The following is a 17057-nucleotide window of genomic DNA, read 5'->3' as shown; positions in this document are numbered from 1 at the left end:
TTTGCAAATGGCGCGGATATTGTAACTACGCTTTTGCGAAAGCGTATTAATAACAATTTATGAAGATTATCGAAGAAGCATTAGCTTTTGAAACTGAAACAATGAGTAATATGTCAACCAGCGATAGAGTCCACGCATCAAGAAGAGCAAAGGATCTAATCTTAGGTTTAAATGATATTTACAAGGAAAACAAAGACGAAGAGATCATGGATCTTATGAAACGTCTCACTGCCAAAAAGCAGAAGATTGAGAAAAGATTGAAAGGTAGACCATAAGGCCTATTAGACAATAAAATAGCAGCCAGTAAAGTATACTCCTTAAAGAGTGTGTTTTTACTGGCTGTTTTCATTAAATACTTTACCATTAATCATATCGTTTATATTTAAACTCTTTTACTTATGAAAAACTTAAGTATCTATTTATCAATATTGCTTATACCAATAGTTATAACTTCATGTTCAACAGATTTTCCGCGTCAGGAGATTGTAACGGCAAATCTGTCGGGCTTTATAGAAGGTGGTAATGCTGGCGGAATATATGGAGATGCTGGACTTAAAATCACTAAAGACTCCATACAAATGACAGACTGGCCTGTATCTAGATTAACCACGAGCCTTAATGCTTTATTAGACACTACTTTGATAGACAAAACTAGTCTTACTGATTTTTACACCATACAAATTGAAAATAAAGGATTACTAAAACAACGTGAATTTATCGACTCATTAGTTGTTGTTTTAAATAAACAAGACTTAATAAAATAGGCGAAGCAACGGTTTTTAAAAACTTATTGAACATAAAAATCCCAAGTCACTTTAAGCAACTTGGGATTTTTTAATGTAAAAAAATAGTTTTTAAGCTTCTGCCTGAACGATAGAAACGTAAGATCTATTATTTCTTTTTTTAGTAAACTTCACTAATCCGTCTACTTTTGCATGTAATGTAAAGTCCTTACCAGCATATACGTTTTCACCTGGATGGTGCTCCATACCGCGCTGACGAATAAGAATGTTACCAGCAATTGCTGCTTGTCCTCCAAAAATCTTAACACCTAAGCGTTTTGAATGAGATTCTCTTCCGTTTTTCGAACTACCTACTCCTTTTTTGTGAGCCATGGTTATAAATTTTAAGGATATTTATAAAAATATCGTGTTCTACTTTAATTAGCTTGGCATAACTCCGCCGTTAGCTTCGTCTTGCCATTTTTTTAATTCATCCCACTTACCATCTGCAGCCATTTGAGCTTGCATAGGCCATGAGTCTGTGATATGATTACCACGTACATCTGCTATGATTTCAGAAATCTTTGCAGCGTCAGTTTTTGCAAGTTCTGCAAAGGTTGTTATACCTGCCTCATTAAGAGTGCTTGCAATCTTAGGTCCAATACCTTCAACTTTCTTAAGATCATCTGCTTTAGAAGTTGCCTTCTTTGCTGCCTTAGGAGCCGCTTCTTTTGCAGGAGCTGCTTTCTTTGCAGGTGCTTTCTTTTCTGCTTTTGGAGCAGATTTCTTACCACCTGTAGCAGAAATGCTAGAGATCTGAATTTCAGTTAATGATTGACGGTGTCCGTTTTTCTTACGGTATCCTTTTCTACGTTTTTTCTTAAAAACGATTACTTTGTCACCTTTAAGGTGTCCCAGAACTTTTGCTTCAGCAAATGCTCCTTCTATAGCTGGGGCGCCGAGAGTGATGTCGTTGTCATTGCCTAAAAGAAGAACTTTATCGATGGAAACTGTTGCTCCTTCGTCTTCTTGTAAACGATGTACAAACAACTTCTGATCTTTCTCGATCTTGAATTGTTGCCCTGCTATCTCTACGATTGCGTACATAATTGTAATTTAACTTTGTTAAAAAATGGACGCAAATATACTGCTATTCTGGTAATTAGCAAACTTTTTTAAAATTCGCTTTCGCGAAAGCGTAAATCTCACCAGTATTTAACTAAGAATTCTGATTTAGAGGCTTTTGAGAATTCCTCATTCCTCTTGTATTCCACGATTGCTTAAAAATAGGTATAATAAGTAAAGAACTCACAATAGCGGTAGAGACGCCTGATAAAAAGATAAATAGTAACAATCCCACTTCATCAGTTCCTGAAGCTAAAGGTATTGAAGCGCTCATCTCTTGAACTAAATCTGGATTAATCTCAAAAAGATAAATCGCCATAAAAACTGTGAATACAACAGAAATTAAAAAACCACTAGCTAGACCAGATAAAAAACCATCCATGTATTTAAAATCATTTGGCTGGGACTTAAAAACGCTCCTTATTATAAAATACAAACCTATCGCCATGATGGGCGCGTTAAGGAAACTTAAATAGACCTTATCTGCAACACCTATAGAGGCGATGAGTAAGAAATATGCAATTAAAAGAAAGATAATACTGAGGGATATTTTGAGTGTGTTTTTTGAAAATAACATGTTATTAAATTTTGATTGATTTTAAATTACGGCTACTCCATAGATATCTCAGCCTATTTGACCTTTCTTTAACTCATAAATAGGTAGTTAACGGCTAATTTTGAGAATTCTATAAGAAACCTGTAACGTTTCATATAGAAAAAACACTAACTAAAAGTAACAATCGTAAAAATCACAAAATGAAAAAAATTGTTTTAAGTCTTGCAGCAGCTTTTATGGCTGTGTCGGGATTTGCACAAGAAGTGGAGTACGTTGAGTATGATCTACCTAACGGATTGCATGTAATCTTGCATCAAGAAAATAGTGCGCCAGTTGTAACAACTGGAGTTATGTATCAAGTAGGTGCAAAAGACGAGGACCCAGGTAGAACAGGATTTGCTCACTTTTTTGAACACCTTTTATTTGAAGGAACAGAGAACATTGAGCGTGGGAAATGGTTTGACATTGTAAGCGCAAATGGTGGAAGCAATAATGCTAACACAACTCAAGATCGTACTTACTACTACGAAACGTTCCCTTCTAACAATTTAGAAATGGGTCTATGGATGGAAAGCGAGCGTATGTTGCATCCTAAAATTGAGCAAATAGGTGTAGATACTCAAAATGAAGTCGTGAAAGAAGAGAAGCGCCAGCGTATTGATAATGCACCATATGGAGCAATTCTTTATAGAACTGGTATTGATAAGCACTTATTTAAAACACACCCATATGGACAAAGTGTTATAGGATCTATGGAGGATCTAAATGCTGCAAAGCTTTCTGAATTTCAAGATTTTAATGATAAATACTATAACCCTAATAATGCTACTCTTGTAGTTGCTGGTGATATCAATATCGATCAAACTAAGAAAATGATTGAGGACTATTTTGGTCCTATTCCTAATAAAGCACCAAGAAATGTCCGTAAGACAATCGTTGAGGCACCTATAACTGAAACTCGTTATGCAACTGAGTATGATGCTAACATTCAGATTCCGGTAAAAATCTTCTCTTACATTACTCCTAAATCTATAGATCGTGATGCATATGTACTTGATTACATCTCTTCTGTTTTAACTGGTGGAGCGAGCTCAAGAATGCAAAAAAGAATGGTTGAAGAAGAGCAAATAGCTTTACAAGTATTAGCATTTGCACAGTCTAACCAAGATTATGGTACTTATACAATGGGAGCTCTTTCTAAAGGTGATGTTTCTTTAGACCAACTTGCAAAAGTGATGGATGAAGAAATCGTAAAACTTCAGACAGAATTAATCTCTGAAAGAGAATATCAAAAACTTCAAAATCAATTCGAAACTAGATTTGTAAGCTCAAACTCCAGAGTAGAAGGAATTGCAGCTTCACTTGCCACTTACAATATGTTAAAAGGCGATACTGGTTTAATCAATAAAGAATTAGACATCTATAGAAGCATCACACGTGAAGACATTAAGAGAGTTGCAAATAAATATTTGAAACCTAATCAAAGACTAGAGTTAGATTATCTAGCTGGTAGCGCACCGACAGAAGAAGAAATGGCTGCCGCAACAGATGAGGTAAAGGTTGTAGACAATAAACTACAAATCAACAAAATCTATTTTGACAACGATAAAGCAGCAATTACTGAAAGTGCTGCAAAAGAGCTAGATCGCATCGTTAATATGATGATGAAGAATTCTACCATGGAAATTCTTGCAGAAACTTACACTGACACAAGAGGTAGCGATAGTTACAACAAAACCTTATCTCAAAAACGTGCAGATGCAGTTAAAGGATACTTAATCTCAAAAGGTGTTACTGCTAATAGAGTAAAAGCTGTAGGACGTGGAGAAGAAAACCCAGTAGTAGATTGTGAAAGCAAAACATGTTCTGATGAAGAATATAAGCAGTCTAGAAGAACTGAATTTACCATTACTAAAAAATAATATAACAATGAAAAAGCAATTTATATTTTTAATGGTATTACTCCTTACAGGAGCAGGTGCCATTGCACAAATAGACCGATCTCAAATGCCTACTTCTGGCCCAACACCAGAAATAAACCTAGGTAAGCCATATACATTTGAACTTAAAAACGGTTTAAAAGTACTTGTAGTAACTGACAAGAAGCTACCTACTTTCAGTATGAGTTTAGACCTAAATAATCCACCAGTGTTTGAAGGTGATAAGGCTGGTGTACAGTCCTTAACCGGAGCTATCATGGGAAAAGGATCTACTGAAACTGCTAAAGAGAAATTTAACGAGCAAGTAGATTTCTTAGGCGCAAGAATTAGTGTGGGAACTGGTGGTGGTTTTGCCGCTAGTTTATCTAAGTATAAGAACGACGTTTTTGGACTTTTTGCAGAGGCTGCTTTTAAACCTAATTTTACTCAAGAAGAATTAGATTTTGAAAAATCTCAATTATTAGAAGGATTAAAATCTGGTGAGAACAGCGCTGCTGCTATAGCCGGTAAGGTACGTAGCGCATTAGTTTATGGAAAAGATCACCCAGCAGGTGAATTTGCAACCGAAGAAACAGTAAACAACGTAACACTTGATGATGTTAAGAATTTCTATGCCGCTTACTTCAAACCTTCAAACGGGTACTTAATAATCACAGGAGATATTGAGAAAAAAGAAGCAAAAAAGCTGGTTAAGAAATACTTTGGTAAATGGAAAAAAGGAATGGCTCCAGAAGCTACATTACCTACTTTAAGCGACGTAGATCAAACTCAAATTAACTTAGTTGACGTACCTAACGCGGTTCAAACAGAACTGGCAATTTACAGCCTTTCAGATTTGAAGATGAGTGATCCAGATTACTATGCGGCTTTAGTAACAAACTATGTTTTCGGTGGTTCTTTTGGCTCTTATTTAAATATGAACTTGCGTGAAAAGAATGGATACACTTATGGAGCACGCTCAAATATAGGTACTGGTAGAAATTACAAAGGTACTTTTACTGCAAGTGCAAAAATCCGTAATGAAGTAACTGATAGCGCCATTGTAGAAACTTTTAAAGAGTTAAATAGAATACGTACTGAGTTTGTAGAAGATGAGATGCTAGCAACTGCCAAGGCTAAATTCTTAGGAAACTTTATTATGTCTTCAGAAGATAAATCTGTAGTTGCAGATCGCTCTATAAGAATTCAGAAAAATGAACTAGACAATGACTTCTACAAGAATTTTATTGCTAATATCAATAAAGTAACTAAAGAAGACATAAAACGTGTTGCAAACAGATTTTTGAGCCCAGATAACATACGTATAGTTGTTGTAGGTAAAGCTGGAGATATTCTTGAACCGCTTGAAAAAATGACTCTTAACGGGCAACCAGTACCTATCAAATTCTATGATAAAAATGCAAATGAAACTGAGCGTCCTTCTACTATTGAAATCCCAGCAGGTCTAACAGCTCAAACAGTATTAGATAACTATATCAAAGCTATAGGTGGTAAAGATGCTGTAATGAAAATTAATGACATCTCTCAATTCTCTGCTTTTACATCTCCTATGGGAGAAGTAATCATGGATACTAAAAGCCAAAAAGGTGATAACTGGGTAATGGTTATGAAAATGGGTGGACGTGAATTAAACAAGCAGGTTTATAAAGATGGAAAAGGTACTATAAGTGGTATGGGACAAACTCAAGAACTTTCTGGAGATATGCTAGAGGTCGTGAAGACGGAAGCAATGTTTTTCCCAGAATTGTACCATGCAGATATGGCCACATTAGATGGTGCAGAAAGACTAGGTGATCACAACGTTTTTGTTATCAAATGGAATGATCTTAAAAAATCTTTTTATGACACAGAAACTGGACTTCTAGTAGGAACTGAAACGACTAGTATGACACCGCAAGGTGAGGCAAAAGTTGTAACTCAATTCTCTGACTTTAAAGAATATGCAGGTGTAAAATTCCCTACATCAATGGTTATTCCTATGATGGGACGTGAACTTACATTTGAATTAAAAGACCTTAAAGTAAATCCAGGATTGAAAGATTCAGATTTCTAGAAAGAGTATTGTTATTACGCTTTCGCGAAAGCGTATAAAACATAAATTTTATTATAAAAACCAGTAACTAATTAGTTGCTGGTTTTTTTTTATCTCTTGTTACCAGTACAACAGCAAATATGATGACCATAGTGGCTAGCACTTGCCAGATACTAAAGGTCTCTCCATCCATCATTCCCCATGTTAAACCTACAACAGGCATAAGGTATGTGACAGAACTCGCAAATACAGGAGAAGTGATCTGAACAAGTTTGTTGAACATAATTTTTGCAGCAACAGTACCAAAAATACACAGTACAATTATGTAGCCTAGACTTTTAAGTACTGGCTCACTAGTAAACTCTAGAGAACCGCCATCTGCACTAAAAAATACGATTATCGCTAGAGGCAGTATAAAGATAAAATTCCCTGTTGCAATAGCGAGCGGCTTTATGTTTTGTAAATATCTTTTAATAATATTCACATTACTTGCATAACAAGTACATGCTATAAAGACTAGCCCAGCAAAAAGATAGTTCTGTTCTGGATTATTTTTCATTCCTGAGAAGACAAGAGCAATCGCACCAGCAAGCCCGATGATAACGCCTAATAATTGGGTGCGAGAAAAAGCAATACCAAATATAACCGCACCCATAATTAAAGTAATTAACGGTACTGTAGAATTGAGAATCGCACTTATAGCACTATCTATTTCTGTCTGTGCATATGCAAAAAGAAACGCTGGAAAAAAAGTACCTAAAAGTCCTGAGATAAAAAGCCATTTCCAATCCTTGCGATCTGTAGCTGCAAATGATTTCCAACCTATAGCTATTAAAATACATCCAGATATAATAGTTCTTCCAGCACCTAGTTGCAATGGTTGTAGTACTAGATTACCGGTTCCGTCATCTCCTAATGCTTTTTTAATAAGTATAAATGAGGTTCCCCATATTAAACTAAGAATGATGAGGTAAACGTACTTGAGCTTAGAATTATCCATGTGATTGCTGAAAGCTCAAAGGTCATTCTTTTTAAGAAACTAAATCAAAGTTATTTCTTAAATGGAATACAATTATGTGTTTATACTATTTCCAATCCATGGACTCCATCATCTTACGCATATCAAGTTTGATATAATCAACGGCTGGATAAATAGAATCATAATTAGGTGTACGGTCAAAATAAAGAGATGCTGTTATAAAGTTTTGAACACTGTCTGTTAAGTAGAATTGAACGTTTGAAGCAGCATTGCCTTCAATGGCATACATCATTCCGTAAACAGATTTATCTGGATTAAGATAAATTTTATCGTCTATAACATCTGCCATACGATTATGGGAGAATGATAGCTTCTGACCATCTATTAATAACTCTCTAATATTATCCTTAACTGGCGCATAGTCCATATATACCGTAGCATCCATAAAAGGATATTCTATTTTCATAGCACAATCGCCTTTAGAAAGTACTCTTGCAAAAGAATTCACCTCAAAAGTAAAAGGGCAATTAGCCTTATCAAGTCTTTGATATTCAGGTGATGGATACTGTAGAGCTAGCTTTGCTTCTGGCTTGGGCTGGAGCGCATCATTACCACAACTAGCAAGAGCAATAATTGTAATTAATATAAAAAGGAATTTTAAGGCTTGGTACATTTGACTTGTTTAATGCGTTTCTTATCCATGGACTCTACTACAAACGTAAACCCTTCAAAGGTTATTTTATCTAATTTGCGAGGAAAGTATCCCGTTTGCTCTAATAAAAATCCAGCAACGGTTTCTGATTCTCCTTTTGAATTATCAAATAGCTCTTGTTGTGACTCTTCTAATTCTGTGATGCGATAAAAATCTTTTAAAGGTGTTTTGCCCTCAAAAACAAAATTCTTATCATCTAATTTTGAATACACTAGGTTCTCATCATCAAACTCATCACTAATATCACCTACAATCTCCTCAATAATATCTTCAAGTGAGATTAAACCACTGGTACCTCCATATTCATCTACTACAATAGCAAGATGCTTTTTTTGCTCTTGAAATTCTTGAAGTAAGTCATCAAGTTTTTTATTCTCTGGCACAAAGTAAACCTCGCGCAAAAGTTTAGTCCATTCAAAATTTTTACGGTCTATGTAAGGTAGTAAGTCTTTTACATAAAGCACACCTGTAATCTGATCTATACTTTCTTTAAAAACAGGTATTCTAGAATAACCATTAGATATAACCTCTGTAATAATATCTTTAAACGGCAGGCTTTCATCGAGCGCAAAAACATCTGTTCTATTGCGCATCACCGTTTTAGTGTCTGTATTACCAAAACTTACAATACCTTGAAGCAATTGCTGCTCTTCATCAGTAGTATCATGATGATCTGTTAGCTCTAATGCCTGTGATAATTGAGATACTGTAATACTTGATTTTTTATTTCCTAATCGTTCATGGATTTGAATGGTCACATAACGCATGGGTAGACTTAAAAAGCTGAATAACTTATCTAGTATATTAAGCGGTATAGCCATAAAATTTGCAAACTGCATAGCATTACGGTTTGCATAAACCTTAGGTAAAATCTCACCAAACAACAATATCAAAAACGTTGCGATAACAACCTCTAGAACAAATCTTAACCACTCTGTATCTATAGAGTCTAACCAACTATCTGCTAGTATACTAAAAATAAGAACTGTCGTAATATTGATTGCATTGTTTGCGATCAGTATGGTTGCAAGCAATTTTTTAGGTCTAGCAAGAAGTTTTGCTACTAATTCACGTCTAGGGAAATCTACATGTTCATCTTCTAAATCTATAGTTTCTAACGAGAATAAAGCAACCTCTGCACCACTGACCATGGCGCTTAAGATTAATAATATTATAAAGACTAAAAAATAAACCAGCTCACTAGAGCCAGAAAGTATTGCAAACAATAAATGCGATGAGTCGGGATCCACTATTTGTAATTAAAATGGTAAATCATCATCGTCATCGCTAGATGCAGGAGCTGGCGCACTTTGATAACTCTGGTTAGCTTGCTGTTGTGGTTGTGCTGGGCGACTAACCTGTTGTGGTTGAACTGGTCTTTGTGATTGTTGTTGAGTAGGTGCTGCGTTCTCACCTTTAGGAGTTAAAAACGTGAATTCTTGAACTTGTATTTCAGTCGTGTAACGTTGTTGTCCATCCTCGCCAGTCCACTGTCTGTTTTTAATGCGACCTTCAATATAGACCTTATCTCCTTTTTTGAGGTATTTTTCACAAACTTCGGCAGCTTTGTTACGTACTACGCAATTGTGCCACTCTGTGTTAGAAACACGCTCACCTGTATTTCTATTAACATACTCTTCATTAGTTGCCAGCGGGAAACGACCTATACAGTTACCACCTTCAAAATACTTCATTTTCACTTCATCACCGGTGTGTCCTATAAGAATCACTTTGTTTACTGTTCCTGCCATTTTATACTTTTTTGATTAATATCAAGCGTGTAAAGATAATTAATCTTAAAGATAAGAATTCCAGAACGAACTCATAAAACGATGCATTAAAATATGTAGTGGTTTTTGAAATGCTTGTTGAATAGTAATCCCATTTTCAATTTCTTGATCTATTTCAACAATCCAGAAATAAGCATGAATCTTGCGATGCGATAGCTTGTGGATAATGGGATCTTGATTATATACGCTTTCGCGAAAGCGGAATCCTGACCACCATTCCTGTTGTTGTAGTTTATCTCTAAATTCTACTGATAATAGAGCTCCATCGCTTTCTATAAAGGGAAACTCAAACAAACCTGCCCAGATACCGGATTGCGGACGCTCTTGAAGCATCGTATTATCCTGAGGTGTTTGTAGTACTATATAATGGTGATGTAAATTTTTTACTTTTGCCTTTTTAATTTTTACAGGCAATTCATCAATACGATTATCACTTAAAGCGATACAATCATCGCTAAATGGACAAGTAGCACAGTCAGGATTTCTAGGCAAACATTGTAATGCACCAAATTCCATAATTGCCTGATTATATACATCTGGCTGATTATGATCTATCAACTGAGACGCTAATTTTTTAAACTCTTTTATACCAGCACTCTCATTAATAGGAGTACTTATACCATATATTCTAGATAAGACCCTATACACATTACCATCTACCACTGGGACGACCTCTTTATATGCAAAACTTGCAATAGCTGCTGCTGTATAATCGCCCACACCTTTTAATTTCAATAGCTCTTTATAAGAATCTGGGAACAAACCACCCATATCAACTACCTGTTGAGCTGCCATATGTAAATTCCTAGCCCGAGAATAATAGCCCAATCCTTGCCATAATTTGAGTACATTTTCTTGTGGAGCAGCGGCTAATTGATAAACCGTAGGATAGGTATTAACAAAATTCTCGTAATATGGTAAGCCTTGATTTACACGAGTTTGCTGTAATATAACCTCACTAAGCCAGATGCGATAAGGGTCTTGAGTAGCGCGCCATGGTAAGTCTCTTTTATGTATTTCATACCATTTTATAAGTAGTTGGTGAAAACTCATTGCATATTTATTTAAGAGAGCGCAAGATATATCTTCTTAAATTTTAATCAATTAGAGAATTGTATTTGTATTATTACCGTATATTTGCGCCCTGTTTAACAAACCCTATTAATTAATTATTCAATTTAAACATGACTAAAGCAGATATCGTATCTAAAATTTCAGATAAGTTGGGAATGGAAAAGACTGATGTACAGGCAGCTGTAGAATCTTTCATGAATGAAGTAAAAGGTTCCTTAGAATCTGGAGAGAATGTATATCTACGTGGTTTCGGAAGCTTTATCGTTAAGACAAGAGCTGAGAAAACTGGACGTAATATTTCCAAGAATACAACGATTAAAATACCAGCTCACAATATACCAGCATTTAAACCTGCTAAAGTATTTGTAGAAGGTGTGAAAACAAGAGTAAAAGTTAAGTAAAAATATAAGAGATATGCCAAGCGGTAAAAAAAGAAAAAGACATAAGGTAGCAACCCACAAACGTAAAAAGCGTCGTCGCGCTAACCGTCACAAGAAGAAAAAGTAGTATTTCACTACTTTTTCTTTTTATATCAAAGTCTGGTACAGTTGTCACCTTTTAAATTGCACACTTTAAGAAAAGTCGTGTTGGTACCTTGTACTATATGAGGAACCACTTTACCTTTTGATATAAACACAACCTTAAGTTCATTGACATAGAGTTATAGGGATATAACTCGTATCGTTATAGGTATGATATCTATAACATTATTTAAAGTATAACTTTTTCTATAATCCTTACGTGATTATAGAACTAACAATTGGAATCATGGATAAAGAAATTATTATCCGTTCCGGTTCTACTAAGGTCGACTATGCACTTACTAAAAATGGTAGGTTAGTCGAGCTACACCAAGATGAAGATGAAAATAAATTTGCGGTAAGCGATATATTTATTGCCAAATCTCGCAAGGTCTTATCTGGTCTTAATGCCTCATTTGTAAATGTAGGTTATGAAAAAGATGGTTTTTTACACTATCATGATCTAGGACCACAATACCTTACCCAATTTAAATTCACGAAGCAAATTCTGAGCGGTAGACGCAAGAATTATGCATTAAAAGATATTAAACTAGAAAAGGAATTAGAAAAATCAGGCAGCATTACAGATGTAGTTGCACCTAACCAACCTATTCTAGTACAAGTAGTTAAAGAACCTATCTCCACAAAAGGACCTAGATTAAGCGCAGAGCTTTCTATCCCTGGTAGATATGTAGTTCTCGTTCCTTTCTCAGATCGTATTTCTATTTCTCAAAAAATAGAAGATCGTGAAGAAAAGAGCCGACTTAAAAGACTTGTTAAAAGTATTAAGCCTGCAGGCTTCGGCGTTATAGTACGTACCGTTGCAAAAGGTAAACTAGTAGCAGAACTGGATCAGGACTTACAGAACCTTATCACAAAATGGGAAAATATGTGTGCTAAATTGCACAAAGCAAATTTCCCTTCTAAAGTAATGACTGAAGTCAGTCGTACTAATTCAATTATGAGAGATGTTTTTAATGACACCTACACGTCTATTGTTGTAGACGATGAAGAAGTATGTTCTGAAATCAAAGATTACCTTAAAACTATCGCTCCTCACAAGGAGTCCATCGTTAAATATCACAATCCTCGCACACCTGTTTTTGAAAAATATGGTATTGAGAGACAAATAAAAACGTCATTTGGCCGTACGGTTTCAATGAGCAAAGGTGCTTACCTTATCATTGAACATACTGAGGCTATGCACGTTATTGATGTTAACTCTGGAAATAGATCTAACAAAGCAAATAGTCAAGAAGACACTGCTCTAGAAACTAATCTTATCGCCGCTAGTGAAATAGCGCGACAATTAAGATTAAGAGACATGGGTGGTATTATAGTTGTTGACTTTATAGACATGCGCCAGGCAGAAAATAGAAAAAAACTCTATGAACACATGCGAGATGAAATGTCTGAAGATCGTGCTAAACACAAAATACTTCCTCCTAGTAAATTTGGATTAATTCAAATCACTAGACAACGTGTAAGGCAAGAAATGAATATCAAGACTCGTGAAGAGAATCCTGATGGCAATGGAAATGAAATTCAAGCTCCCATTCTTGTTATCGATAAGATAAAAGAAGAGTTAGAAAAACATTTAAAAAATGGACACAAAAAAGTGACGCTTAATGCGCATCCTTTTGTTGCGGCATTTATAACTAAAGGCTATCCTTCCATACGTTCTAAATGGTTTATGAATCACAAAAAATGGATTAAAGTATCGCCTAGAGATGCTTACACTTATCTAGAATACAATTTCACAGATAAGGATGGTAAAGTACTCTAAACCTTTTAAAAACGCCTATAGACGCAAGTTTATAGGCGTTTTTTTTATATAACACAGCTACTTAGATACTATTTACATAATACTATCTTTGCAATATGCAACAAGAAACTTTTACCGTTGAACAAGCCACTCGTGCTATAGAACGCTATTGTGTCTATCAAGAACGCTGTCATAAAGAGGTAGAAGATAAATTGCGTAAGATGGGAATGATTCAACTCGCGATAGATGAAATCATACCACATCTGATACAGCATAATTTTTTAAACGAAACTCGTTTCTCTCAAAGCTATGCGAGAGGAAAATTTCGCTATAAACATTGGGGACGTAATAGAATTATACGCGAACTCAAATTGCGCAAAATAGGAGAACGTAATATCAAAATTGCTTTACAAGAAATTACTCCTGAAGAATATGAGGTTTCATTTGATACGCTTTCGCGAAAGCGTTATGAACAACTACATAGTGAAAAAGATAAATATCGCAAACGTAAGAAACTAGCCGACTATCTTTTATACAGAGGTTGGGAAGGAGATTTAGTGTATGATAAGGTAAAAGAGCTTATTTCTTAATATTTAGCTTTTTATGAGTACGTGTTACAGCTTGCTCATTTTTATAATCAATCCAGTCTTGTCCTTTTTTACGACGCATGTAGTTATCATAATACCTCATGAATCCTAAATTATATAATGCCTTCCCTAGATTTTTTAACTTGCGTGGATAGCTGCGCAAACTTATAGAAAAACCTGGCGTTAGATAATGCATAAAATGCCAGTAACCTTCTGGCATATAGAGCATTTCACCATGATTTAATTCACATACATAACCTTGTGCTTGTTTTAAAGCAGGCCACTTTTCAAAATCTGGATCAGTAAAATTTATATCTTCTCGTGCTATTAATGAGTGTGGCACTCGATAAAGAAACTTACTCTGATCTGGTGGAAAAATGATACAGCGCTTTTTACCATGAAAGTGAAAATGCAATATGTTAGTAAAATCAATATCATAGTGCATAAAGACTCTTGAATCTGTACCACCAAAGAACATCATAGGCAAGCCTTTAATTAACCTCATGCCTAGTTTTGGGAACTTAAAATCACCTTGAAGAATAGGAACCTCACTTAATATATTATACAAGAAAATCCTGAAGTTAGTAGGCTTGCTTTTAAGCAGGTCCACATAATCTGCCATTTTCATTTCTGCATGAGCCTGATTAAAACCTTCATCATGCTTTACTGGTCTGTCATCATACAGCGGCACTGTTTTATCTCCTGCAACTTCCTTGATATATTCTAGATTCCATTTTTGATAAGCTGGCCAGTCTTCTGTTAGTTTTTCTATGACAACAGGACGCTGAGGTTTGAGATGATTTTTAACAAAATCTTCTTTACTCATTGTCCTAACTCGAGGTATGTCTTTCAAATTCAATTGCTGCATAGAAGATATAACGTAAAATTAATCTATCCAGTTTATGGAAATAGCACTTAAAATACTGGCAGAACTAGCTTTTTGCTGCTTTTGCAGCGAGTTTTGCCTCTTCATTACGCTCTATTTTATGATCTGGGCGCGTCCATTTAGGCTTTTCACCTAATGCTTTATATTCAGAATATTGAGCTTCCACTGTTTCTGGTTGTGCTTTTTTCACAAAAGGTTTCATAGGTTCTAAACCTAGAAGCTTAAACATTTCCATATCCTCATTTACATCAGGATTAGGCGTCGTTAATAATTTATCACCAGCAAATATGGAGTTAGCACCTGCAAAGAAACACATTGCCTGTCCTTCTCTAGTCATTTGTGTACGTCCAGCGCTTAAACGAACCTGCGTTTGCGGCATTACAATACGAGTAGTAGCTACCATGCGTACCATATCCCATATAGAAACTGGTTGTTGTTCTTCTAGCGGCGTTCCTTCTACAGCGACTAATGCATTGATAGGAGTACTTTCTGGTTGCGGACTTAAGCTTGCTAATGCCACTAACATTCCTGCACGATCTTCAGCACTTTCTCCCATCCCTATAATTCCACCACTACAAACCGTTACGTTAGTTTTACGCACGTTATCGATAGTATCTAGACGATCTTGATAACCTCGTGTAGAGATCACTTCTTTATAATACTCTTCACTACTATCTAAGTTGTGATTATATGCATATAATCCAGCCTCAGCAAGTCTGTGAGCTTGATTTTCTGTAATCATTCCTAGTGTACAACAAACTTCCATGTCTAGTTTGTTAATTGTACGCACCATTTCCAATACTTGGTCAAATTCTGGTCCATCCTTTACATTTCTCCATGCTGCTCCCATACATACACGAGAACTACCACTAGATTTAGCGCGTAAAGCTTGTGCTTTTACCTGTTGAACAGACATCAAGTCATTTCCTTCTACATCAGTATGATAGCGAGCTGCTTGTGGGCAATAACCACAATCTTCAGGACATCCACCCGTTTTTATAGATAATAATGTAGAGACCTGTACCTGGTTAGGGTTATGTGATTCTCTATGAATTGTTGCCGCCTCATATAAAAGGTGCATTAATGGCTTGTTATATATTTCTAAAACTTCTTCTTTAGTCCAGTCGTGTCTCATAATCGTTCTATATACAGCGTAAAAATAGAAAAGTCAATCTTACTTACCTACCCAACGCCTTTTATTTATATATGTTTTTCTAACAATAGGCTCACCGCATTACCGCCAAAACCTGTTGCATTAATCAATATTTTTTGTGGATTCACCTCTTTGCCTCTAGGATTTGTAAAGGTAGATTCTAAGTAAGGAATAGTAAATAAGGTTGATTTATCAAACATTTCAAGCGCCATAGCTATACTTAACGCACTACTAGCACCTAGTGAATGACCTAACTGCCATTTATTATTACACAATGTTGGATAGTCATCTCCAAAAACCTCTTGTATTGCAGCAAACTCAGCCATATCACCCTTTATGGTACCTGGTGAGTGCGTGACAATTGCATCAACTTCTTCTAGAGCTATATCACCCATCGCTCGTTTCATGGACTCTTGTAAACACAGACCATTCATAGAAACTGATGTTGCACTACTCAATTTTTCAATAGCTGCTCCGTAACCTATTATTTTTGCCTGTGTATTTTCAGTAACTTTTCTAGAAAGCAAATAACAAGCAGCAGCTTCTCCCAATACCATAGTATTACCAGTCTTGTCTAAATCTAATGCTTTACAAGGATAAGCACTTTCTTGAGTGGCATAAATACGTAACGCTTTCATTTGCGCTATGGTAAACGGCGTTAAAGGAGCTTCTGATCCACCTACTATAAATTGATCTACCATATCACTTTCTATCCATGCGATAGCATTAAGTACTGCATGTGATGCCGTAGCACAGGTTATAGAATGTGAAAACGCAGTAGCGTCCACTCCTAGGTCTTGTGCTATCCATGTAGATATATTTCCTAATGTGGTTAATGGAGAGGATTGTGTTGTTGCTATTCCGCTTTCGCGAAAGCGTGTATAACTTTCTTCCCAGACACGAGTAGCACCGCGAGAAGAACCTATATTGATTCCTATCTTACCTACAGGAACTTTAAATTCTCTAGCGGCTAAAATGGCCAATAAAACAGATCGATCTAATTGACTATACCATTTAGATTCTGCCTGAAGTTCTTTTATTCTAACATCATGTAAATCGCTAATAGGCGCAACAAGATCATTACCGGAAACTAAAATAGCAGAAGAATCACTACTAAAACCTGCGGAAGATAATGGTGATACCACACCAGATCCGTTAATATAAATTGGGTTTTTCAATCTTATTTTATTCTATTGCAAAAATGCCCATACTTAA

The 17057-nt window shown here is 35.7% G+C and carries 18 protein-coding genes; 7 read left to right on the top strand and 11 right to left on the bottom strand.

The features are described 5' to 3' along the window. The first annotated feature begins 59 nt into the window (after positions 1-59). Both IL45_RS10475 and IL45_RS10470 read left to right on the top strand, forming a co-directional pair. On the top strand, positions 60-275 hold the full coding sequence (locus IL45_RS10475; protein WP_036583607.1) for a hypothetical protein: 216 nt from the start codon (positions 60-62) through the stop codon (positions 273-275). A gap of 123 nt (positions 276-398) precedes the next feature. Then, on the top strand, positions 399-764 hold the full coding sequence (locus IL45_RS10470; RefSeq protein ID WP_036583605.1) for a hypothetical protein: 366 nt from the start codon (positions 399-401) through the stop codon (positions 762-764). Positions 765-854: 90 nt separating this feature from the next. Here the strand turns inward: IL45_RS10470 and rpmA are convergent, their stop codons facing one another. The 3 genes from rpmA to IL45_RS10455 form a co-directional block, all read right to left on the bottom strand. Continuing rightward, the gene (rpmA, locus tag IL45_RS10465) at positions 855-1115 is read right to left on the bottom strand and encodes a 50S ribosomal protein L27 (RefSeq protein WP_036583603.1); all 261 of its coding nucleotides are present in this window, start codon (positions 1113-1115) and stop codon (positions 855-857) included. Between the two features lie 48 nt (positions 1116-1163). Beyond that, positions 1164-1829 carry a 50S ribosomal protein L21 gene (gene rplU / locus IL45_RS10460; protein ID WP_036583600.1) on the bottom strand — a complete coding sequence of 222 codons (666 nt, stop codon included), beginning with the start codon at positions 1827-1829 and terminating at the stop codon, positions 1164-1166. 112 nt (positions 1830-1941) lie between these two features. Continuing rightward, positions 1942-2424: a DUF4199 family protein gene (locus tag IL45_RS10455; RefSeq protein WP_036583597.1), complete on the bottom strand. Its 483-nt coding sequence runs from the start codon at positions 2422-2424 to the stop codon at positions 1942-1944. A 179-nt stretch (positions 2425-2603) separates the two neighbouring features. On the opposite strand from IL45_RS10455, the gene IL45_RS10450 reads away from it, so the two are divergent. Together IL45_RS10450 and IL45_RS10445 are read left to right on the top strand one after the other, a co-directional pair. Further along, positions 2604-4325 carry an insulinase family protein gene (locus IL45_RS10450; RefSeq protein WP_036583595.1) on the top strand — a complete coding sequence of 574 codons (1722 nt, stop codon included), beginning with the start codon at positions 2604-2606 and terminating at the stop codon, positions 4323-4325. After that, positions 4273-6396 carry an insulinase family protein gene (locus IL45_RS10445; RefSeq protein WP_235183340.1) on the top strand — a complete coding sequence of 708 codons (2124 nt, stop codon included), beginning with the start codon at positions 4273-4275 and terminating at the stop codon, positions 6394-6396. The genes IL45_RS10450 and IL45_RS10445 overlap by 53 nt, the downstream gene beginning before the upstream one ends. A gap of 67 nt (positions 6397-6463) precedes the next feature. Here IL45_RS10445 and IL45_RS10440 read toward each other — a convergent pair whose 3' ends face one another. The 5 genes from IL45_RS10440 to mutY all read right to left on the bottom strand — a co-directional run bounded on the left by IL45_RS10440 (position 6464) and on the right by mutY (position 10909). Further along, positions 6464-7375: a DMT family transporter gene (locus IL45_RS10440; RefSeq protein ID WP_036583593.1), complete on the bottom strand. Its 912-nt coding sequence runs from the start codon at positions 7373-7375 to the stop codon at positions 6464-6466. Positions 7376-7460: 85 nt separating this feature from the next. Further along, complete coding sequence (gldD, locus tag IL45_RS10435) at positions 7461-8027, bottom strand: gliding motility lipoprotein GldD (RefSeq protein ID WP_036583589.1); 567 nt, start codon at positions 8025-8027, stop codon at positions 7461-7463. Beyond that, entirely contained in the window at positions 8012-9316 is a 1305-nt protein-coding gene (locus IL45_RS10430) for a gliding motility-associated protein GldE (RefSeq protein WP_036583586.1), read from the bottom strand. Before IL45_RS10430 ends, gldD begins: the two co-directional genes overlap by 16 nt. A 9-nt stretch (positions 9317-9325) precedes the next feature. Then, positions 9326-9817 (bottom strand): single-stranded DNA-binding protein, encoded by a 492-nt coding sequence (locus IL45_RS10425; protein ID WP_036583584.1) that lies wholly within the window; start codon positions 9815-9817, stop codon positions 9326-9328. A gap of 45 nt (positions 9818-9862) precedes the next feature. Next, positions 9863-10909, bottom strand: a complete 1047-nt coding sequence (mutY, locus tag IL45_RS10420) for an A/G-specific adenine glycosylase (RefSeq protein ID WP_036583582.1) — start codon at positions 10907-10909, stop codon at positions 9863-9865. Between the two features lie 131 nt (positions 10910-11040). On the opposite strand from mutY, the gene IL45_RS10415 reads away from it, so the two are divergent. The 3 genes from IL45_RS10415 (at position 11041) to IL45_RS10405 (ending at position 13806) form a co-directional block, all read left to right on the top strand. Further along, the gene (locus IL45_RS10415) at positions 11041-11331 is read left to right on the top strand and encodes an HU family DNA-binding protein (protein ID WP_036583580.1); all 291 of its coding nucleotides are present in this window, start codon (positions 11041-11043) and stop codon (positions 11329-11331) included. A gap of 367 nt (positions 11332-11698) precedes the next feature. Next, entirely contained in the window at positions 11699-13237 is a 1539-nt protein-coding gene (locus IL45_RS10410) for an Rne/Rng family ribonuclease (RefSeq protein WP_036583578.1), read from the top strand. Between the two features lie 95 nt (positions 13238-13332). Next, positions 13333-13806 (top strand): regulatory protein RecX, encoded by a 474-nt coding sequence (locus tag IL45_RS10405; RefSeq protein WP_036583576.1) that lies wholly within the window; start codon positions 13333-13335, stop codon positions 13804-13806. Here IL45_RS10405 and IL45_RS10400 read toward each other — a convergent pair. From IL45_RS10400 to IL45_RS10390, 3 genes are all read right to left on the bottom strand, one after another. Further along, on the bottom strand, positions 13796-14671 hold the full coding sequence (locus tag IL45_RS10400; RefSeq protein WP_036583573.1) for a cupin-like domain-containing protein: 876 nt from the start codon (positions 14669-14671) through the stop codon (positions 13796-13798). The genes IL45_RS10405 and IL45_RS10400 overlap by 11 nt on opposite strands. 64 nt (positions 14672-14735) lie before the next feature. Beyond that, positions 14736-15824, bottom strand: coding sequence for a biotin synthase BioB (gene bioB / locus IL45_RS10395; RefSeq protein WP_036583571.1), 1089 nt, complete (start codon positions 15822-15824; stop codon positions 14736-14738). A gap of 65 nt (positions 15825-15889) precedes the next feature. Further along, complete coding sequence (locus IL45_RS10390) at positions 15890-17020, bottom strand: beta-ketoacyl synthase N-terminal-like domain-containing protein (RefSeq protein WP_051788712.1); 1131 nt, start codon at positions 17018-17020, stop codon at positions 15890-15892. Positions 17021-17057 lie beyond the last annotated feature (37 nt).

The sequence above is a fragment of the Nonlabens ulvanivorans genome, assembly GCF_000732625.1.
Classification (GTDB): domain Bacteria; phylum Bacteroidota; class Bacteroidia; order Flavobacteriales; family Flavobacteriaceae; genus Nonlabens; species Nonlabens ulvanivorans.
This window is presented reverse-complemented; position numbering and strand designations above follow the sequence as displayed.